Source organism: [Eubacterium] eligens ATCC 27750 (genome assembly GCF_000146185.1).
Taxonomy (GTDB): Bacteria; Bacillota; Clostridia; order Lachnospirales; family Lachnospiraceae; genus Lachnospira; species Lachnospira eligens.
Genome location: NC_012780.1, coordinates 26,421 through 46,659 on the forward strand (window position 1 = coordinate 26,421; position 20,239 = coordinate 46,659).

Annotated in this window: 21 protein-coding genes and 3 pseudogenes; 4 read left to right on the plus strand and 20 right to left on the minus strand. The window is 35.1% G+C overall.

Annotated features, from left to right (window positions below):
* Positions 1 to 2: 2 nt before the first annotated feature.
* Together EUBELI_RS10585 and EUBELI_RS14995 are read right to left on the minus strand one after the other, a co-directional pair.
* Complete coding sequence (locus EUBELI_RS10585) at positions 3 to 398, minus strand: hypothetical protein (protein ID WP_012740326.1); 396 nt, start codon at positions 396 to 398, stop codon at positions 3 to 5.
* Positions 399 to 743: 345 nt separating this feature from the next.
* Positions 744 to 815 carry a hypothetical protein gene (locus tag EUBELI_RS14995; protein WP_408606603.1) on the minus strand — a complete coding sequence of 24 codons (72 nt, stop codon included), beginning with the start codon at positions 813 to 815 and terminating at the stop codon, positions 744 to 746.
* A gap of 61 nt (positions 816 to 876) precedes the next feature.
* On the opposite strand from EUBELI_RS14995, the pseudogene EUBELI_RS15010 reads away from it, so the two are divergent.
* A pseudogene (locus tag EUBELI_RS15010) lies at positions 877 to 1,198 on the plus strand (IS5/IS1182 family transposase); the annotation flags it as partial.
* 308 nt (positions 1,199 to 1,506) lie between these two features.
* Here EUBELI_RS15010 and thiD read toward each other — a convergent pair.
* The 6 genes and pseudogenes from thiD to EUBELI_RS10620 all read right to left on the minus strand — a co-directional run.
* Positions 1,507 to 1,860, minus strand: a pseudogene (gene thiD / locus EUBELI_RS10595) (bifunctional hydroxymethylpyrimidine kinase/phosphomethylpyrimidine kinase); the annotation flags it as partial.
* Entirely contained in the window at positions 1,845 to 2,144 is a 300-nt protein-coding gene (locus EUBELI_RS10600) for a response regulator (protein WP_012740330.1), read from the minus strand. The pseudogene thiD and the gene EUBELI_RS10600, both read right to left, overlap by 16 nt.
* Before the next feature lie 38 nt (positions 2,145 to 2,182).
* Positions 2,183 to 3,628, minus strand: coding sequence for an aminoacyl-histidine dipeptidase (locus EUBELI_RS10605; RefSeq protein ID WP_012740331.1), 1,446 nt, complete (start codon positions 3,626 to 3,628; stop codon positions 2,183 to 2,185).
* Positions 3,629 to 3,674: 46 nt separating this feature from the next.
* Positions 3,675 to 4,040: a PqqD family protein gene (locus EUBELI_RS10610; RefSeq protein ID WP_012740332.1), complete on the minus strand. Its 366-nt coding sequence runs from the start codon at positions 4,038 to 4,040 to the stop codon at positions 3,675 to 3,677.
* Positions 4,041 to 4,122: 82 nt separating this feature from the next.
* Positions 4,123 to 6,030, minus strand: coding sequence for an OPT family oligopeptide transporter (locus EUBELI_RS10615; protein ID WP_012740333.1), 1,908 nt, complete (start codon positions 6,028 to 6,030; stop codon positions 4,123 to 4,125).
* A gap of 258 nt (positions 6,031 to 6,288) precedes the next feature.
* Positions 6,289 to 6,555 (minus strand): hypothetical protein, encoded by a 267-nt coding sequence (locus tag EUBELI_RS10620; RefSeq protein ID WP_012740334.1) that lies wholly within the window; start codon positions 6,553 to 6,555, stop codon positions 6,289 to 6,291.
* Between the two features lie 522 nt (positions 6,556 to 7,077).
* Between EUBELI_RS10620 and EUBELI_RS13765 the strand changes: the two genes are divergently transcribed.
* Positions 7,078 to 7,527 carry a helix-turn-helix domain-containing protein gene (locus EUBELI_RS13765; protein ID WP_049777986.1) on the plus strand — a complete coding sequence of 150 codons (450 nt, stop codon included), beginning with the start codon at positions 7,078 to 7,080 and terminating at the stop codon, positions 7,525 to 7,527.
* 434 nt (positions 7,528 to 7,961) lie between these two features.
* Here EUBELI_RS13765 and pflB read toward each other — a convergent pair whose 3' ends face one another.
* The 12 genes and pseudogenes from pflB to EUBELI_RS10680 all read right to left on the minus strand — a co-directional run bounded on the left by pflB (position 7,962) and on the right by EUBELI_RS10680 (position 19,193).
* A complete protein-coding gene (pflB, locus tag EUBELI_RS10630) occupies positions 7,962 to 10,220 on the minus strand; it encodes a formate C-acetyltransferase (RefSeq protein WP_012740336.1) in 2,259 nt (752 codons plus the stop codon).
* Positions 10,221 to 10,527: 307 nt separating this feature from the next.
* Positions 10,528 to 10,839 (minus strand): thioredoxin, encoded by a 312-nt coding sequence (gene trxA / locus EUBELI_RS10635; protein ID WP_012740337.1) that lies wholly within the window; start codon positions 10,837 to 10,839, stop codon positions 10,528 to 10,530.
* Positions 10,840 to 10,867: 28 nt separating this feature from the next.
* Positions 10,868 to 11,248, minus strand: a complete 381-nt coding sequence (locus EUBELI_RS10640; RefSeq protein ID WP_012740338.1) for a DUF3783 domain-containing protein — start codon at positions 11,246 to 11,248, stop codon at positions 10,868 to 10,870.
* A complete protein-coding gene (locus tag EUBELI_RS10645) occupies positions 11,248 to 12,051 on the minus strand; it encodes a putative ABC transporter permease (RefSeq protein ID WP_041688896.1) in 804 nt (267 codons plus the stop codon). Before EUBELI_RS10645 ends, EUBELI_RS10640 begins: the two co-directional genes overlap by 1 nt.
* Positions 12,052 to 12,100: 49 nt before the next feature.
* Positions 12,101 to 12,454, minus strand: coding sequence for a LytTR family DNA-binding domain-containing protein (locus tag EUBELI_RS10650; RefSeq protein ID WP_041688897.1), 354 nt, complete (start codon positions 12,452 to 12,454; stop codon positions 12,101 to 12,103).
* Positions 12,455 to 12,577: 123 nt separating this feature from the next.
* A complete protein-coding gene (locus EUBELI_RS14725) occupies positions 12,578 to 13,921 on the minus strand; it encodes a dihydroorotase (RefSeq protein WP_049777997.1) in 1,344 nt (447 codons plus the stop codon).
* 33 nt (positions 13,922 to 13,954) lie between these two features.
* Positions 13,955 to 14,764: pseudogene (locus EUBELI_RS14730) on the minus strand (zinc ribbon domain-containing protein); the annotation flags it as partial.
* Between the two features lie 52 nt (positions 14,765 to 14,816).
* Positions 14,817 to 15,767, minus strand: coding sequence for a DUF3878 family protein (locus EUBELI_RS10660; protein WP_012740342.1), 951 nt, complete (start codon positions 15,765 to 15,767; stop codon positions 14,817 to 14,819).
* A gap of 36 nt (positions 15,768 to 15,803) precedes the next feature.
* Complete coding sequence (locus tag EUBELI_RS10665; RefSeq protein ID WP_041689028.1) at positions 15,804 to 16,565, minus strand: TIGR03915 family putative DNA repair protein; 762 nt, start codon at positions 16,563 to 16,565, stop codon at positions 15,804 to 15,806.
* 41 nt (positions 16,566 to 16,606) lie between these two features.
* Positions 16,607 to 18,046: a putative DNA modification/repair radical SAM protein gene (locus EUBELI_RS10670; RefSeq protein WP_041688898.1), complete on the minus strand. Its 1,440-nt coding sequence runs from the start codon at positions 18,044 to 18,046 to the stop codon at positions 16,607 to 16,609.
* A 102-nt stretch (positions 18,047 to 18,148) separates the two neighbouring features.
* Positions 18,149 to 18,484 carry a helix-turn-helix domain-containing protein gene (locus tag EUBELI_RS10675; protein WP_012740345.1) on the minus strand — a complete coding sequence of 112 codons (336 nt, stop codon included), beginning with the start codon at positions 18,482 to 18,484 and terminating at the stop codon, positions 18,149 to 18,151.
* A gap of 7 nt (positions 18,485 to 18,491) precedes the next feature.
* Complete coding sequence (locus EUBELI_RS10680; RefSeq protein WP_012740346.1) at positions 18,492 to 19,193, minus strand: helix-turn-helix domain-containing protein; 702 nt, start codon at positions 19,191 to 19,193, stop codon at positions 18,492 to 18,494.
* 312 nt (positions 19,194 to 19,505) lie between these two features.
* On the opposite strand from EUBELI_RS10680, the gene EUBELI_RS14020 reads away from it, so the two are divergent.
* Both EUBELI_RS14020 and EUBELI_RS10685 read left to right on the plus strand, forming a co-directional pair.
* Positions 19,506 to 19,655, plus strand: coding sequence for an AgrD family cyclic lactone autoinducer peptide (locus tag EUBELI_RS14020; protein ID WP_012740347.1), 150 nt, complete (start codon positions 19,506 to 19,508; stop codon positions 19,653 to 19,655).
* Positions 19,655 to 20,233 (plus strand): accessory gene regulator B family protein, encoded by a 579-nt coding sequence (locus EUBELI_RS10685; protein WP_012740348.1) that lies wholly within the window; start codon positions 19,655 to 19,657, stop codon positions 20,231 to 20,233. Before EUBELI_RS14020 ends, EUBELI_RS10685 begins: the two co-directional genes overlap by 1 nt.
* Positions 20,234 to 20,239 lie beyond the last annotated feature (6 nt).

The following is a 20,239-nucleotide window of genomic DNA, read 5'->3' on the forward strand; positions in this document are numbered from 1 at the left end:
ATCTACTCCTCCCTGCTCTCAAGAAACAAAAGCTTATTAGCCTGTATGCTCAGCTCATCATAATGCATAAGCATATCACTCTCATCATATTCTTCCGAAATCACTTTATAGCCTTCAAACCTTATAAGATTCTTGAAATATTCTTCCACATCTGCTGTCTGCTTAACAACAACCTCACTGAATGCCACTCCCTCTTCTGACTCCTGAAAATCTGGTCTGTAAAGAAGCTCACCGGTAATTATATTTTCTTTATCGGCTACAAATACAGCTTTGGCATAATATTTGTTACTGTCCGTTGTCGCAAGACGTATTCTTCTTGGTGGTGCCATCGTCTTATCATTCATGGCATTCGCTTTCCTGACTTCTTCTGAATCAAAATATTCCTTTTCAATTATCATATTTACCCTTCTTTCTGTCATATAAATCACTCATAGTTTTACAATATCCAAAACAGGACGATATATTTAAGATTCTTATGGATATATGTTCTAAACAGGCTTTTGTATCAGGGGAAACTATTTTTCCATTTTTTAGCTCCAAAATGGAATTTATTTTTTCGCTTTCTTTTCCCCAGTTTTGCATTAAATAAATTCATTTTCTTCTTTTCACCTTGCTTCTTTTTGAAAAATTATATTTCCTTTTTTATGAAGAATTTCGGAAAATTAGATTTGCGTGATACAAAGAAGTAATTATCTACCACTATGCTAACTCACATAGTGCTAAACGTCAATTATTTCTTACCATTATATTTCATCTGGTCTGACTTCTGTTGAATTAACTTCACGCACCATCTGCATCATATAATTTTTATTCATATCACCATTATCAGGAACTAATATAAGTTCGTGTATGCTGCTTGGTAAAACATATAGCCCTTTACAATTATTAAAGCCAGCTAATTATGAGATATCAAAAACAAGGAAATACAAGAATAATATTGGAAAGATAGAAAACATGGAATACGATAAAATATCCGATTTTTATACATGTAAGAATAACAGGAAACTTACAGTATCACATATAAGACACAATAAAACTAAAACAGGACATGCAGTTCAGAAGATACCTAAGCAAAGGGACTGCGAATGTACTCGCTTAAAGTACTCTTTTAGCAATTGCAAGAAACATAAATAAACTTCATAATAAGATTCAGAACGGGAAGACAGGAACACATTCATTTCCTTTAAAAAGTGCCTGAATTTAGAAATATCAAAATAAAAATTTTTAAAACCTATATAGGTTTATTAAAGTACGCCAATTTTTGGAACATCCCATTCATTTTAATAAATAGTAACTTATCACCAGTAAACAAGCAACTTAAAGCCACTTTTATCTGGTTCAGTTTTTTAAGCAGTTCGGTTCAGATAAAAAACCAAACTGTACTAGTTTACACCAATTTACATTAAGTATTAGTATATACATTTTTTGCCAAACCGCTTAAATACTGCATTCTAATTTCAAGCAATTATACTATTCGTATGATTACATTCTGTCGTGGAATGTTCTAGTAATAACTGTTGCAAGTGGTAATAATCTGCTCTTTAATATGCTGATAGCATCTTCACTTATAAGTCTTGCACCACTTGTCGCCACCATAACTGGATCAACAACTATATTTCCTGCTTTATACTCTGTAAGCTTATCTGCTATTACCTGAATCAGTTCACCTGAAGCAACCATTCCTGTCTTGACAGCATCCGGATATATATCTGTAAATATACCATCCAGCTGCTCTGCTAAAAACTTAGGAGATACCTCCATTATATCTGTTACACAAGTAGTGTTCTGTGCAGTCAGGGCTGTGATTGCACTCATCGCATATACACGATTAGCTGTCATTGTCTTTATATCTGCCTGTATTCCGGCACCTTTTTAGTCTTTATATAATCTATGAGCCCCGCCTGTTCAAGCTTTTTCCCATTATACGTAAATGTCTGGTCATTCAGGTTAAGTATACAGCCGTTATGTTCTATGATATTCGTACTCTCTGCAAATGAATATGTCCGTCTTAGCATTGCCTGCACCTTAGCTATAAGCACATTGATATCATCTGCTATTTTAACATCATATCCCCACTTTAATAACTGTTCACATACATTATCAGCTATAATCCTGTCATCCTCAACTATTAATATTTTATACATAGACTCACCCTGCTTCAATGTGCTTCATTATTGTATTATTATTTACAAGCTATTACGTTAAGTATATATTCATACATTCTCTTAGTTGAAGATATGCTTAAGTGTTCCTCAGTTGTATGAATATCAAAAATATCAGGTCCCATTGATATGCAGTCAAGTCCTTCTATTTTGCCTGCAAGTATACCACATTCAACACCTGCATGAATAGCCTCGATAGTTGGCTTTTTACCATACATCTGTTCAAATATCCTTACCATGTCATCACGCAGCTTAGAATCCTTCTTATATTCCCATGCTGGATATTCACCTGTAAATTCAGCATTTGCCCTGAATGCTTCACTAATGAATTTGATCTGGCTCTTAAGATTCTTTAAAGCAGCCCCTACAGAACTTCTAAGTGAGAATCTAAGACATATACCTGATTCATCTAGTGAAATCACACCAAGATTAAGCGAAGTTTCCACAAGATTATCTATATCCTGGCTCATTCTCATTATTCCGTTAGGTAATGCCTGTATAAGTGAAACTGCCCTTGTGCTATCTTCATATGTTACTGCCTCTGTGCTGCAACCCTCTGATATATCTACAACACACTTTAAGTCTGCATCAGATGTAGCAAACTCTTCTTTTATCTCTTTTGCTGCATTCTCAATAGCTGCTTTAACCTCTGCTGTCTTGTCTGCTGCTACAATAATCTCAGCCATACATTCTCTTGGAATAGCGTTATCCTTTCTTCCACCGTTAAACGCTGCAAGATATACATTATTGTCTGTGATAACATCCCTTAATATTCTTGACATAAGAACATTCGCATTACCTCTGCCTTTATCTATTTCAACACCTGAATGACCTCCTGTCAGTCCTGATAAAGTAATACTAAGCTTTGTTCCAGTAACCTTATTTTTATCAAGCTTTAGTGTAACTCTGCTACTGCAGCCACCTGCACAGCTTGCAAGCATGATTCCTTCTTCTTCACTATCCATATTAAGAAGCTTTTTGCCCTTTAACATAGATACATCTATGGAAGAAGCACCTTCCATGCCTACTTCCTCAGATACTGTACACACGAACTCAAGACGTGGATGTGCGATACTGTCGTCATCAAGTATTGCAAGTGCATAGGCAACAGCTATTCCATCATCACCACCAAGCGTTGTTCCCTTAGCAGATATGAAATCACCATTTACCTCAAGATCCAGTCCATCCTCATCCATATTCTTATCACAATCAGGTGTCTTCTCGCATACCATATCCATATGTCCCTGAAGTATTATAGGTGCTGCATCCTCATAACCCTTTGAGGCTTCCTTTATTATGATTACATTGTTAAGTGAATCCTGATAATATTCAAGCTTTCTTTCCTTAGCGAAATCAACAAGATAATTGCTGATTTTTTCTTCCTTATATGATGGATGTGGGATATTACATATATCCTCAAAAAAAGAAAATACATTTTTAGGTTCTAATTCAGATAATACTCTCATAACACTGTCTCCTTTAAAATATTTATAATCTACAAATTTATTTTATTCATTTGTTTATCTGCTTATTTATCTTGTTCATATATACAATAAACTGATTCTTATGAAGCAGCTTTATAAAATAACACAATCTCTCATACAGCGGCTCCGCTTTATCTCCAAAATGCTCTTTCACAAGCTGTCCTATATCATAAATACTTCTTACACCATCTATGCTATGCCATACAAATGTACCGAAATCATCTAGTTCGATGTAACTATATCTGGGCTTTCGTGCAATAAGCTGCGCTATTCTGTTAAAAATCCCCTTATTGTGTACTTTGACTTCTACATGACCTTTTTTGTTTTCCCTGCATTCGAACAACGAATTATGCTTTGGAACATAGTCTAAGTAATTATCCTTCTGCTTAGCCATAAATCAAGCCTTCTCCTTTAATCCTAGAAAATAAAAATCTGCCGGCAAAATAACCGGCAGACTCATTGTAACATATTATTTATTATTTTGTCTTCTTTTCTTTTTTGTTAATAAATGCTACTAATGTTGCAACAAGACATGCAAAGAATACAAGTCCTCCGATATTACCAAGATTAATAATCTTTGATATATTAATAGCATCGCCAAGAGTATCTGCACCAACAGGAATAATAGCGAATACCGCTAAAAGGATACCAACCAGTCCTTCACCGGCAATAAGACCTGATGAATAAAGTATTCCCTGATTAACCTTAGCCTTACGCTCTTCTTCTGTAATACCTTTCTTCTTATCAAAGTAAAGTCTTACAAGTCCACCAACCATAATAGGTGTACTTAAATAGATTGGAAGATAAAGTCCTACTGCAAATGGAAGCACAGGTATCTGAAGAATCTCAACTACTATTGCAATTGCAACTCCTGCAAATACAAGTGACCATGGAAGGCTGTTACCCATAACACCTTCAACAACCATCTTCATAAGAGTTGCCTGTGGTGCTGGTAATTCTGTTGAACCATAGCCCCATGCTGCATTAAGTAAATAAAGTACTCCACCAACTGTAATAGCTGATACAGCTACACCAATAAGTTCACCAGCCTGCTGCTTGTAAGGTGTTGCACCTACTATATAACCTGTCTTTAAATCCTGTGATGTATCTCCTGCTATAGCAGCAATTATACATATTACAGAACCAATACTTATAGCCGCAACCATACCCTTCATTCCAACAGTACCTGTTGCCTTAAGAATCGCTGATGAAATAAGAAGTGTCGCAATAGCCATACCTGATACAGGGTTATTGGAACTACCTACTAATCCAACCATACGAGATGATACTGTTGCAAAAAAGAAACCAAATATGATAATGATAATTGCACTAAGAAGATTTACAGGAATAGCTGGGATTAACCACATAATAATAGCAAGTACTCCGATTCCTAATACAACAAACATCATAGGAATATCCTTAGTTAATCTTGATTCTACTCCATCTGCCTTCTTACCATATCCCTTAAGTGCCTGCTTAAATGTCCTTACAATAAGTGGTAATGACTTAATCAAGCTTATAATACCACCAGCTGCAACTGCACCGGCTCCAATATAACGTACATAATTAGACCATATCTGTGATGGATTCATCTGTGAAACTGGAATAAGTGCTGGTCCAATGATATTATCTCCACCGAATAATGCGATTAATGGCATAATCATAAACCATGCAACAGAACCACCTGCAAGAAGGTATGATGATACCTTAGGTCCACATATATAACCAACTCCTAAAAGTGCAGGTAATACATCTGCACCTACTGCTGAACCCTTATATGGTTTAATTGTAAAATCAACCTCACTTGGGAACACCTTAAGTCCATCTGCTATAAACTTATAAACAGCAGCAATACCAAGACCTGCAAATACTGTGCCAGCCTTAGCACCACCTTCTTCACCTGCAACTAATACCTCAGCACATGCCTGTCCTTCTGGATAAGGTAACACACCATGCTCCTGGACTATCAATGCACTACGAAGTGGAATCATGAATAATACTCCAAGGAAACCACCGATTAATGCAATAAGCGCTATCTCAACTAAAGAAGGCATAACTGTACCTTCCTCCTGCGCCCACATAAATAATGCTGGAAGTGTAAATATAGCACCTGCTGCAACCGATTCACCAGCAGAGCCAATAGTCTGGACCATGTTATTCTCTAATATGGAATCTCTTCTTAATATAAAGCGGATAATTCCCATTGAGATAACCGCTGCTGGTATGGATGCAGAAACTGTCATACCAACTCTAAGTCCTAAATATGCGTTAGCACCGCCAAATAATATAGCTAATAAAGCACCTATAATAACAGATGTAACTGTTAACTCAGGCATAACCTTATCAGCTGGAATATAAGGCTTGAACTCTTTCTTTTCGTTCATACTCTTTCTCTCTTTCTTAATATTCTTATGCAAAAAACGTACATAATATAATATTATTAAAAAAATATGAAAATGTCAAATATCTTTCAGATGTAAATTGTAAACCGTAAATAGTAAACATAGCTTTATTCCTATGCAATTCCTGCAATCAGAACTTTGCAAATATATTAGTACTATTCTTAAGATTCTGGGCAACACTCTTGTTTTCTATCATTTTATTGCTGATATTGACTATATCCTCAACAAGATCCTGTGTGCTTATTCTTCAAATTTCACATCCTGAAGATTATCTCTTTGAGCTGTAATTCCATCTGCACACCACTCATAGGTATTTGTAAATATCTCTGGTGTATGAACCGTTTCAAAAAGATAAGTTCCATCTGCATTTCCATAATTGCCAAGAACTTCAAGTAGTTTCTGAATTCCTGCTCCAATACTCTCTCTATTTTCGGCTTTGTCAATTTCTTTTAAAATCCGCAGAATATCTCCTTCTCCTGCAAAGATATTGTAGTTCTGCCTATTCAATATCCTCTTTCCATAAATAGATGTTCATATCAAGGCTCATCGCATATCCCCTGTCTGTGGAGAATTTTGTCGAATGAAAAGAATCATCCTTGTACATCTGCAAAAATTCTCTTGTGGTTTATTATCCATCCGCTATAATAACTTACCTTGCCGCTAAGCACCTTCATCTCTCGATCCATCAATTCTCATCGCGAAGCACTGACTGATATCTGTCGGGTAATATACCGGATTTTTACCAGAAGATTAGTAATCTTCTTACAGTAGCTGAGTATTCAGTTGTATGCGGTGTTCTCATTAATACCGTACACATATCTTATTACTTATTCAAATTATTGTCGGTAACCTTTCATGCACTAAATACATAATTAGATAACCTTCCATGTCATATATGCGTATATAAAAGTTTCTTATTGTGAACTTCTGATTTTGTTATAATCATTTTTAAAATAACGTCAACAAAAAGTTCCTTTTTGTGCTCCATCGTGTTATTATTAGAATGAATCTATAATGAGGATAAATTATATGAATGATAATGAGAGTTCTAATCTAGCCAGAACTATAAGGAAATATAGGGAAGCCCGTAAAATGACTATGAAGCAATTAAGTATAAAAAGCGGCATTAAACTCTCAACTATAAAAAAATATGAAACTGATAACAGAAATCCTAAACTTGAACAGCTTGAAAAAATAGCTGCGGCTCTTGATGTGAGTGTTTTTGAATTTTTAGATATAGAAGTCAAATCTATAAGTGACATAATTTCACTGGTAAATAAAATGAACAATGCTACTGAAATTGAATGGGATATAGATAATGAAAAGGTAAGTATTTCATTTAAAAACGAGGATATAAACAATAGTCTCAAAGATTACGCCTTAGATTATAGATGTAAAGATATTAATATAGAAAATGAATCTTCTGATTCTGAAGCAACTTTAACCAGACTTATGCTTATTAACAACAGTCTAAAGTAATTACTAACTATTTATTTTCTATATAATTTCTTACAACAACATATATTTTAATTAAACTTGTCGCAAAATGTTAATTTGAATATATCATGTCTTCAAGCCAAATTTGATGTCGTGAAAATTTAACAGCTAATAAAAAAAATAAAGTGCAGATTCTAACTGAATCTGCACTCCTTTTTTGTTCAGATTATAAATGGTGCTTTTTATATCTTATTATATCTTGTTATAACTTAATATCGACTTTTCCCAGTTTTCATGCATCTTTGCAGACATTATAGCTGGTCCAGTTTTTTTCTCGATTTGGTCCAGATTTGGTCCAGTTTATAAATGAAAATATACTATTTTATGGTAATTTACATTAAACTGATTTTTCTTCAAATCTCTCAAACCCGCATAAACACTGTATTATAAAATCTGAAAAAACTCAAAAACAGCAATTACATTCTGTCGTGGAATGTTCTGCTGATAACATCCATCTGCTGTTCCTTTGTAAGGTCGATGAACTTAACAGCATATCCAGATACACGAATTGTGAAGTTAGCGTACTCTGGCTTTTCTGGATGCTCCATAGCATCAAGAAGCTTATCCTTACCAAATACGTTAACGTTAAGGTGATGAGCACCCTGATCGAAGTATCCGTCCATTACGTTAACAAGGTTGTTAACTCTCTCTGAATCATCATGTCCAAGAGCATCTGGGTTCATTGTCTGTGTATTAGAGATACCATCAAGAGCCCACTCATATGGAAGCTTTGTAAGAGAGTTAAGTGAAGCAAGAAGTCCGTTCTGCTCTGCACCGTAGCTTGGGTTTGCACCTGGAGCAAGTGGTGTACCAGCCTTACGTCCATCTGGCATGTTACCTGTAAACTTACCATATACTACATTAGATGTAATTGTAAGGATAGATGTTGTTGGCTCAGAATTTCTGTAAGTATGTCTCTTCTTAATCTTGTCAAGGAATGACTTAAGAAGCCATACAGCGATATCATCAGCTCTGTCATCATCATTACCATACTTAGGGAAGTCTCCCTCTGTCTTAAATGCCATAGCGATACCTGTCTCAGGATCTCTCTCTGATACAGTAACCTTAGCATACTTAATAGCTGAAAGTGAATCTACTACATGTGAGAATCCTGCAATACCTGTTGCAAATGTTCTCTTAACATCTGTATCGATAAGAGCCATCTCAGCAGCTTCATAGTAGTACTTATCATGCATATAATGGATAAGGTTAAGTACATTAACATAAAGATCTGCTAACCAATCCATCATCTTTTCAAACTTAGCAACAACTTCATCATATTCAAGAACATCTGAAGTAACTGGCTTATAAGCTGGTCCAACCTGAACCTTAGACTTCATATCTACACCACCATTGATAGCGTAAAGTAAGCACTTAGCAAGGTTAGCTCTAGCTCCGAAGAACTGCATTTCCTTACCTGTCTGTGTAGCAGATACACAACAGCAGATTGAATAATCATCTCCCCATGTTACCTTCATAACATCATCGTTCTCATACTGGATAGAAGATGTTGTAACTGAGATATGAGCAGCATACTTCTTGAAGTTCTCAGGAAGTCTTGATGAATATAATACTGTAAGGTTTGGTTCTGGTGAAGGTCCCATGTTCTCAAGAGTATGAAGGAATCTGTAATCGTTCTTAGTAACCATAGAACGTCCATCGATACCTGTACCACCAACCTCAAGAGTAGCCCATGTAGGATCTCCTGAGAATAATTCATTGTATGATGTAATTCTTGCGAACTTAACCATTCTGCACTTCATAACAAAATGATCGATAAGTTCCTGTGCCTCAGCCTCTGTAATCTTACCAGCTTCAAGATCCTTATTGATATAGATATCAAGGAATGTAGAAACACGACCTACTGACATAGCAGCACCGTTCTGTGTCTTGATAGCAGCAAGGTAACCAAAGTATAACCACTGAACAGCTTCCTTAGCTGTTGTAGCTGGCTCAGAAATATCATAGCCATATGCAGCAGCCATAGCCTTCATTCCCTTAAGAGCATTAATCTGATCTGTAAGCTCTTCTCTTAACTGGATAACATCGTTAGTCATAACTCCGCATCCACAGTTAGCCTTATCCTCTTCCTTGCACTTAATAAGATAATCAATACCATAAAGAGCAACTCTTCTGTAATCACCTACGATACGTCCACGACCATATGTGTCTGGAAGACCTGTGATGATATGAGATCTTCTTGCAGCTCTCATCTCTGGTGTATAGGCATCGAATACACCCTGGTTATGTGTCTTATGATATTCTGTGAAAACCTTGTGTAATTCAGGATCTGGTGTATAACCATAGTTCTCGCAAGATTCCTCAGCCATCTTAATACCACCATATGGCATAAATGCTCTCTTAAGTGGCTTATCTGTCTGAAGACCTACTACCTGCTCGAGATCCTTCATTGATTCATCTATATATCCTGGGCCATAAGCTGTAAGACCTGTAACTACCTTAGTTTCCATGTCTAAAACTCCGCCCTTAGCTCTCTCTTCCTTCTGAAGCTCCTGTAATTTTCCCCAAAGCTTATTAGTTGCTTCTGTTGGACCTGCAAGGAAACTCTCATCTCCATCATAAGGTGTGTAATTGTTCTGAATGAAATCTCTTACATTGATTTCTTCTTTCCAAAGTCTTCCCTTGAATCCAGCCCACTGTGTCTTCTCAACCATTTGAATTGATCCTCCTTAAATATAATATATTTCAATGTACATTTTAAGAAAAATGTATTTCTTTTTGTACACTGTATACAATCTTAGTCAAAATAAAAATTGCCATGCATTATAGGATACTTGTTGTTCCTATAAATATACATTGACAAATCCATAACAATTTGACCATGATTACTCTAACATGCTTCTGATAATAAATCAATAGGTTTAACAAGAGTATTTAATTTTGTACAATTTAAGGGGAATATCGTGAAATATTCCCCCTTTATAAATGCAGTATTCATCAGTACTTCAGGCTGTATTAATGTTATTTACCAATAAATTCCATTACCTGTCCTTCACTTATAAAACCAACACTCTTTGCCACACACTCACCACTCTTAAATAAAAGTAATGTAGGGATTGACATAATATTATATTTCTCTGCAACTGATGATTCCTCATCCACATTAATCTTTACAATCTGAACATCATCCACCTTAGCTGCAACCTGTTCAAGAACTGGTCCTAACATCTTGCATGGTCCGCACCAGTCTGCCCAGAAATCCACAAGAACCGGCTTATCCGCTTTAAGTACCTCATTATTGAATTCACTTGCTTTTACATGTTTGATTTCCATATCTTATCTCCTTTATCTTTAATAATTATTATTTCATATTTCTCCGCATATATTCAAATTTTTCTCTTCTCATCTCCACAAGCATCTGCTTAATATTCCACTTTCTATTAGTATCTGTCAATACTGCCTTAAATGATACATCAAAACTCTTCTGTCTCATTTCAAAAAGAAGCTTATCCATATGCTTATCTGTCACATCACAAAATACAATAAGACTCTCTTTATTTTCTTGTGGCTGATATCCCTCTGCATCTGATAATGATATGCCTCTTACATCATCTGCAATTTCTGCCAGAGTCCGGTCTGTATCCGACTCATTAATGAATCCACTTATAATTCTCATATTAGATGCTGCTTTAATGATATGCTGAGGGTTCTTAACATTATATAACAATATCTTTTCCAACATTAATTATCCTTCTTTGCCTTTCTGTTAGCAATAATTTCTTTGATTTCATTAATAGATTCTTTATGTACTCTCGAAACAGCATTAGGATTTCTCTTAATAATATTTGTAATATGACTGTATCTTCTATCAGCTCTCTCAGATAACTGTCTTCTTTCTTCAGCCACTGCTGCCATGAATTGTTCCTTTTTCTTATTAAATTCTTCTTCTGCAAATGTGGCCGTAATCTCCATTCTTCTGGCATACATCTGAAGCTGTTCATTCTCTTTCGTAAATTTTTCAAGTGTCGCCTTAAGGTCCATAGCCTCATTAATTGAAACAGCAAAATCTGCTGCCATGTATATTGCCAGAACTACTGCAATAATATCTGCTATTGTTCTTGGAATCATAAGTACTGTTGCTTCGATGGGCTTGTGTATTACACACACAAGCAAAATAGAGAATGCTCCCCATGCAAGTGATATAAAGAAACATATATGCCCTTTAAAATTAAGTGGAAGATTGCTGTAATCCCAGTATCTTACACCAAAAAGCTTCTCCATGCAGCAGCCTGTGCAGAATTCAAGTATTGTAGATGATACCATTCCAAACAGAAAAACTAATGGAACAATATCTTTCACTGCAATCGTACTAATCAATATTACAATTGCCCCCGAACCATATATTGGCAGGAATGGACCATGCAGGAAGCCTCTGTTTACCCACTTATGTTTCCTCACTGAAACATAACAGCATTCCCATATCCAACCTAAAAAACAATATATAAAGAAAAAAATAAGCCACTGTGATACAGTATAATATCTCATAAACAATCCTCACTTTCCATTTTGTAAGAACTATTAATATTTCCTGTCATTATTTAACAACATCAAAAAACTTATCCATAATAAAAGTTCTCCTACTTCTGCTAATTTCGATATAATTACCATCTGCAAATTTCACGCAATTATTCTTAATGTTTGTAACTTGATAAAAATTAACAACTACAGATTTATTAATATATTCAAAACCTTCATCGTAAAGCAGATTATATATTTCAGCCAGACTTCCATATATAGCTATGGCTTCAGAACTCCGGGAATACATCACTATTTTCCTTCCAGTTCTTTCAAAATAAATAATATCAGACACCTTTTCCTTACACACATGTCTCGATGAATGATACACAAAATAACTCTCCCCACATCGCTTGCATAATTTTATCTCCAAGTAAATATTCTCCTCTCACATATTATCAAAGCTTTTTATCAGCTCCATCTTAATTATATATGATATAAAAAATATTTCAATGGAATAATTCTGTATGTTCATACGCAATTAGGTCGAAAATTATTACGCCTGATAAATAATCTTTCCTGAGCATATAGTATAGTGTACTTTCCCAGGAAGCTCCCATCCTATAAACGGACTGTTACATGCCTTAGATGCAAAATCCTCTCTATTGACTGTCCACAAATCTTTCTCTCCAAAAATAACAATATCCGCTGATGCACCTTTTGTTATACTTCCAGGAACCATTCTATAAAACTCAGCAGGATTCTTACTCATAAGCTCAATAAGTTTCATTAATGATATATGTCCCGGTTCAACAAGCGATTTTATACCAAGTGCAAGTGATGTCTCTAATCCTGTTATTCCACTTGGTGCATTTTCTAATGGCTTTGCTTTTTCTTCTTCACTATGCGGAGCATGATCTGTTACTATCATATCAATCGTTCCATCTTTTATGCCTTCTATAATCTTTTCTCTGTCATTCTCTGTTCTTAGTGGAGGATTCATCCTTGCATTAGTTCCATACTTAAGTACAGCATCCTCAGTAAGTGTAAAGTGATGAGGAGTGGCTTCTGCATGTATATCAGCGCCCAGTTTCTTTGCAAGTCTTACCAGTTCTACAGAATTACCTGAACTGATATGCTGAATGCATACTGATGCTCCTGTATTTAATGCCAGCATACAATCTCTGGCAACCATAACATCCTCTGCCGTTGCAGAAGCTCCACCATAGCCAAGCTGATCAGATACCTTTCCCTGATTAACTCCCGGCCTTATTATAAATTCAGGGTCTTCTTCATGCAGACTTATTGGCAGATCCAGTTCTACAGCTTTCTTCATGGCTGTAACAAGAACATGTTCATCCATAATAGGAATACCATCATCTGTAAATCCTGCTGCTCCTGCATCTGCAAGTGCTTCCATATCTACAAGCTCTGTTCCATTAAGTTCCTTCGTAACAGTAGCTGTCTGCATAACATGAATTCCTGTTGTTTCACCTTTTTCCTGAATATACCTAAGAGTCTCTACATTATCTACAACTGGCTTTGTATTAGCCATACATACAACAGTTGTAAAACCTCCTCTGGCTGCTGCAGATGCACCTGTGATAATATCTTCCTTATAGGTAAAACCCGGATCCCTGAAATGCACATGAGTATCCACAAGACCTGGAGCTACAATCATGCCATCTGCATTAATAATCTTAATATTATCAGATTCTTCAGAATTGAAATCAGCTGCATTAATGTCATGACCGATTTCTTCAATAACATTATTCTTAATAAAAACATCAATAACCTCATCTGTTCCAGACACAGGATCAACAACACGGCCATTCTTAATGAGAATACTTGTATTCTGTATCTCTTTCTTCTCATCTGTTTCCTGTTTATCTTCTGGCATTTTATATTCATCCATCTTAATTCCACATCCTGCACAAAATACAGAATCAGGACTATTAACAAAACCACATGCTGGACATGTTTTATATTCAGTTTCAACAATTGATACATTAATATCATCTAAGTTGAGTCTGTTTCCGCAATTACTACAGAACACTGCATCTGCCAAAGCATTATATGTTCCACACACCGGACATGTTTTCCCTGCATTACCACTATTTATTGGCTGTACTGGTGTTATTACCGGCTCAGAATATGAAGCAGGATGCATCTGTGGCACATTTGGAATAATAACCTTTACTGAATCGGCATATTCCTTAAGAGTATCCCACGACATGCTGTCCGGATGCCTTAACATATCATTAAGTCGTTCAATATATGACACGTCTGTAGCAGATGGTGTCGTCATGTTGCTGACAACATCGCCCAAAAAAGTATTAAAAAAGTTGCCATTATTATATCCATATACCGGATAATACAAGTACATTGCCCTTCCTGTTCTTGATTCAACAAGTACAGTATCAAGTGAAACTAAAACATTGCCATACTCCATATTATATGCCGACATTCCTGATAATGCTTTAACACTGCTATCGATAAAATTATAAAATGTATTCTGATCTATCACTCTGTTTTTAAAAAAATCCTTCGCAGTCTCAAATCCAGCAGCACCATACTCTGCTGTAAATCCTTCTGAATTAGTAACTATATAAAAAGGCAGAAATCCCTCAACATTAACACTAGAAAGGTAGGCAGCCATATTCTGATTGAGTTGCTCACCATTAGAACTTCTGATTTGAACTTTAACCTGATTATTCTTTGATGTAACCTTTACTTTCCCCATAATAAACTCCTCTCTTTTCTTTAATTCAGATATAATAAAAGATATATATAAATCATTCGAAAGTCAATATCATTGTATGCCTGTTTACAAGACCATTTCTATATATAAGTAAATGTTCTTTATATGTAATTGAATCCTTTGAGTACATAAATGGTTCTTCTCTGTATAATATTCCCCTGAATCCTCTTTTTTCATACTCTTTCAGTTTGTTTTCCGCAACAAGGTGAATCCGTTTATGTTCCCTTCTTTCATCCTCTGAAAATGTTCTGTCATCATATATGGATGCTGCCTCTCTCAGCTCCTTAATTAAGGCATCTACAAAATTTGCATGTTTCTTGGTATGAAGCATCATATATATTAAAAAACTGTTATATCTCGATGTTTTCTTTCCGTAGTTTCTTATTGCCCTTGCCATAGAGCTGTCATTAACCTGCTGTGCAATACTTAAAAGATAATCAATGGTCTCCTGATACACACAATCCGGATAAGGTACATAATACCTGTCTGGAACAGACTTATATCTCTTAATTGGCGGAAAATCTGCCAGCTTCATAAGCTGCATTTCTTTCTCACTACAATATTCATCGCCAAGATATCTGTACTTATCTCTTATGTCTGCAAGCTGATATTCAAGCTGTCTTAGATACTCATAACCTTTAACCCAGAAATGTCCCATACATCCATAATTAAATAAATGAGTTCTTAACACCAGTTTCCTAAATCTGATTGTAAATATATTCTCTCCACCTTGATTAACAATCAGCATATATCCATCATCAAGCTTATCAATACTTGCAATCTGTTCCACATCAATATCGCAATAATTCCCGGTCATTGCAGAATCTCTGAATATAAGAAAACTCTCAACAGCATCATTCATAAGATACGCAACTGCTATATCCTTTTCACCATCTATATGAACAGGACAAAACACATTGAGTTCAAATATCTGCTCCAGCTTCACAAATGTATCATTTTCACTATTGTATATTTCATCAAACATATTCCTATAAAAACTAATCCTTTAATATACTGTGTATTAATGAAACTCCGTCACATGCTTCCGCATCCATAACGGCATAAGATTTCTCTGACACTTCTCATTATTTCTCTGTTTAATGGCAATAGCTTCAAAAAAAGCTTTCCACATATCCGTATACTCATCATTAACAGCTTCTGGACCAGACAAAGCCTCTATCTCATAATCCGTTAAATACCTGATATACATCTCACCATCTATAGGATGTATAACCGCTTTACTACGGTTATCATCAATTATAAGCCAGTTCTCTGACGGCATCCTGTCTGCAAAATGCTGTGCCACTTCGTATATCACATCACTCTTCGGTTCAAGATGACACACATATACCTTTCCATCAACAGAATTAAACCTTGCAAACTCCCTGAAATATCTTGCTTCATTAATAACTCTTCTGCGGATATCCTTAATTCTCATAACAGACGGTTCCGTCCGCATATAAGTAATTGCTGCACCTGCCTTGAATCCAATTACTAGAAATCTGTATGCAGCATCCAGTGCATCCTGTTCTGACGAAAGGCATGCATAATATACGCATGCATAAGCTTCATTAGAAATCTTCTGCTTTATAGAACGGACAACCTTATTATATTCATCCTCATTGAAATCTACATGAATATATTCATCAAATAAAGACGGCTGTTCATTTCCACACCTCTCAAGTCTAACACATCCGTGTCCTACTTTCAAAGCCTTCTCCCATGCCTGGTATATGCAGCACATCATATCTTCGAATCTGTCTTCACAAACAAATATATACATACCACAGCCTCCACTCATAATAATTATGTGCATTAATTCTTCTAAAACAATGATAATTGCTGATATTGCTGGTTCTGATGCTTTATCTCCCAATTCTCCTTTTGGTTGTCACCCATAAGACATGCTGTTATATAATTCTCGTTTATTGGAATTTTATACATCATCTTTCCATTACATGTAATAAAATAATGTGCTCTCTTAAGTACTACTCCCATCTTCTTTAATGTATCAAAGTCCAGCCTTGCATACTTTCTTGTCTGCACAATTCTCTTGGCAGACTTAGGACCAACTCCCGGAATCCGCAACAACATATCATATGATGCGGTCTGTATCTCAACCGGAAATTGTCCCAGATGCCTTACTGCCCAGTCACACTTCGGATCCAGATATTCGTTAAAATTCGGTCTGTTTTCAGATAAAAGCTCATCAGCCTGGAATCCATAATACCTTAAAAGCCAGTCTGCCTGATAAAGTCTGTGTTCCCTAAGAAGAGGAATCTCTGCATCCAATTCTGGTAATGCTGAATCCTCATTAAGTGGTATATATGCCGAATAAAAAACTCTCTTTAAATCATAATTCTGATAAAGATGCTGGGTAGTCCTTATAAGTGTAAGATCTGTCTCTGGCGTAGCTCCTATTATCATCTGAGTGCTCTGGCCTGCAGGCGCAAAAGCCCTGTTCATCCCTGTATTTCCAGAAACAGCTGGCAAAGATAACCCGGTTCCCGATTCAAGTGCTGTCCTGTTCTTTCCTGATAATGAACCATATCTGCTATTGTTCGCCGAATTAAATATACTTCCTGTAAGATATTTATTAATACTGCTTCTTTCCATTCTGGCATCCTTGCCCACAGACAGCCTGTTAGCCGCTATAGTGCCTGTTATCTTTTCCATCGGTTCAAGGATATTCTTAAAATTCTTGTTCGGTGCAAGCTTAGAAAGACTATCTGATGTCGGCAGTTCAAGATTCACGCTTACCCTGTCAGCAAGATAACCCGCCTTTGATAATAATTCATCTGGCGCCCCAGGAATTGCTTTCACATGAATATATCCATTAAATCTATACTTGGTTCTTAAAAGCAGCAAAGTCTCACATATCTTCTCCATCGTATAGGACGGATTCTTAAGTACCCCAGAACTTAAAAATAATCCTTCAATATAGTTTCTTTTATAAAATTCAATAACAAGCTGACATAATTCATCCGGTTCAAAAGATGCTCTTGGAACATCATTGGAGCACCTGTTCACACAGTACTTACAATCATATACGCAATGATTAGTAAACAAAACCTTAAGAAGAGAAATACATCTGCCATCAGCACCAAAACTATGACACACGCCGCATGCCTCACTGTTTCCAAGGAATCCTTTCCTGCCTTTCCTGTCTACTCCACTTGATGTACATGCAACATCATATTTAGCTGCATCAGCCAGAATCTCCAGCTTCTCCTTTGTTGTTAAATTACATTTTATTTCGAACATGTGTTCATTATAAAACATTTGTTCGAAAAGTCAATATCTAATCGTAAAATATACAAAAAACCCTTTACCAGAATTCTCCAGTAAAGGGCTTATTTCTATACATTATGCATACATTCCTGTCTTTTTTATTACAAATGCGTCAACTATTCTTTTTATCGCTTCCAACTCTTCCGTATTGCACATTTTAAGTTCATCTATCAAATCACTGCTTGCTTTGTTGCCTCTCATATGACCTAAAATCAGATAATCAGGCGTAACATTTAGAATACAGCATATATCAGTAAGCAAAGGTAGACTGCAATTAATTCTTCCTGCTTCAACATTAGATAAAAATGCCTGTGAAACACCTAACTGCTTTGCCATATCAATCTGCTTAATATGCATTTCTTTTCTTCTCTGTTTAAGTCTCGGTCCAATATTAACTATCTGTTTCTCCATAACTTCCTCACACGAACTGTTTAAGATTATCTATAAACTTTATAATCAAATCCTGTTCCCTGATTTCCATACTGTCATATATGTTATCAAGCATTTCTATTCTTACATCATATAAATCAAGATACATTGTTGGCAGATATCCATATAACTCATACAATCTTATAAGAACCATTGCATCAGGATATTCTTTGTTATTCTCAATCTTGCTGTATTTATATCTTGAAATTCCTAAATCTTCAGAAATCATCAGTTGGTCAGTTATGCCGTTAATATCCCTGACACATTTAAGCATAGAGCCTGTATTTTTTGATGATATATTATCAAATGCTTTAAGAATTCTGATATTTTTCAGAACATTTTCTGTAAAATCATCCAAATGCTGTTCACACAGATATAACATATATTCAGTTACAACACCTTTAACATATTCTATTTCTGAAGTATTATTAAATGTAGCAACTTTCCCCTTTAAAATCTGACAATTTACATCTCTTTCAACATTAACCAATAATTTGTCGATATCCATTCCTATATTGTTTATTTTCTTTAAATCAGTTCCAGTAATCATTGTACGGCCTGTTTCTTTATTTGCATATTCATCTCTGGTCATATCCAATTCAGACGCCATCCTCACCTGATCATAATCCAATAACTTTCTAGATATCTTCAATCTTTCACAAAATGCTCTATAACTATCTGTATACTCCATAGCAACCCCTATACATTAGTATGATTACTATTAAATTTTAGTATACGCGCGGGTTGCACATGTATAATGTATATTGCGAATTTAATTATTAATAATGTGTATATATAATCTTTGATATTTATTGTATATCAGTTATTGTTCTTAATTAGTATTTTTATATATAATAATATTCCTATATATTATAAAATATTACATAATTTTATCGTAAAATACATTTAAGACATCAAAATATACAGATGCGACAAATACCATTTAATATTTGAAAATATAGAATATAATTAAGTATATCAATTATCAAGGAGGTTTTTGCATATGAAAAAGGTTATTAAATCTACATTAAGCAAGGGTGTAACAGCAGTTCTTAACCGCACACTTACATCAAGTGCTAATGAATCTTCAAGCTTGGTTTTCAGCCAGCCTGTAGAGCCAGCAGAATTAAAGAAATTCAAGAAGGTTAGATAATGCTTGAGAAATTTTCTAGAAAAATTGCTGTATGGTTAATTAAATCAGGCATACTGGAGAATGATAACTCTGAGTTATACGGATATGCAATTCAATATTTATTATTGATTATTATTCCGACTATTAACTTTTTAGCATACTGTATAGCCACCCACAATAATATAATCGGACTTATTATATTATTTTCATTTCTGCTCATCCGGAAATATAGTGGTGGATATCATTGTAAATCATCTACAGTATGTCTGATTTTTTCAACCATAGTTTTAATAGCTATGGTTTTTTACGCTAATTTAATGAATTTTTCTCCAGTAATTATTATAACAATTATATTATGTGAACTGGAATTAATAATAAAAGGGCCTATAATATCTATTAATCATGATATTTCTGATAAAGAGCGTATTATTTATCGAAAATATTTATATGTAATCTTAGCCGTATATGACATTATAATGGCATTATTCATATATTTTAATAAGATTCATCTAGCTTGCAGTATAGCAATTGTTATTATAACCTGTTCGCTTGCACATATGATATGCATGATTGGAAAAAACAAGGAGGTGTATTATTAATTTAAT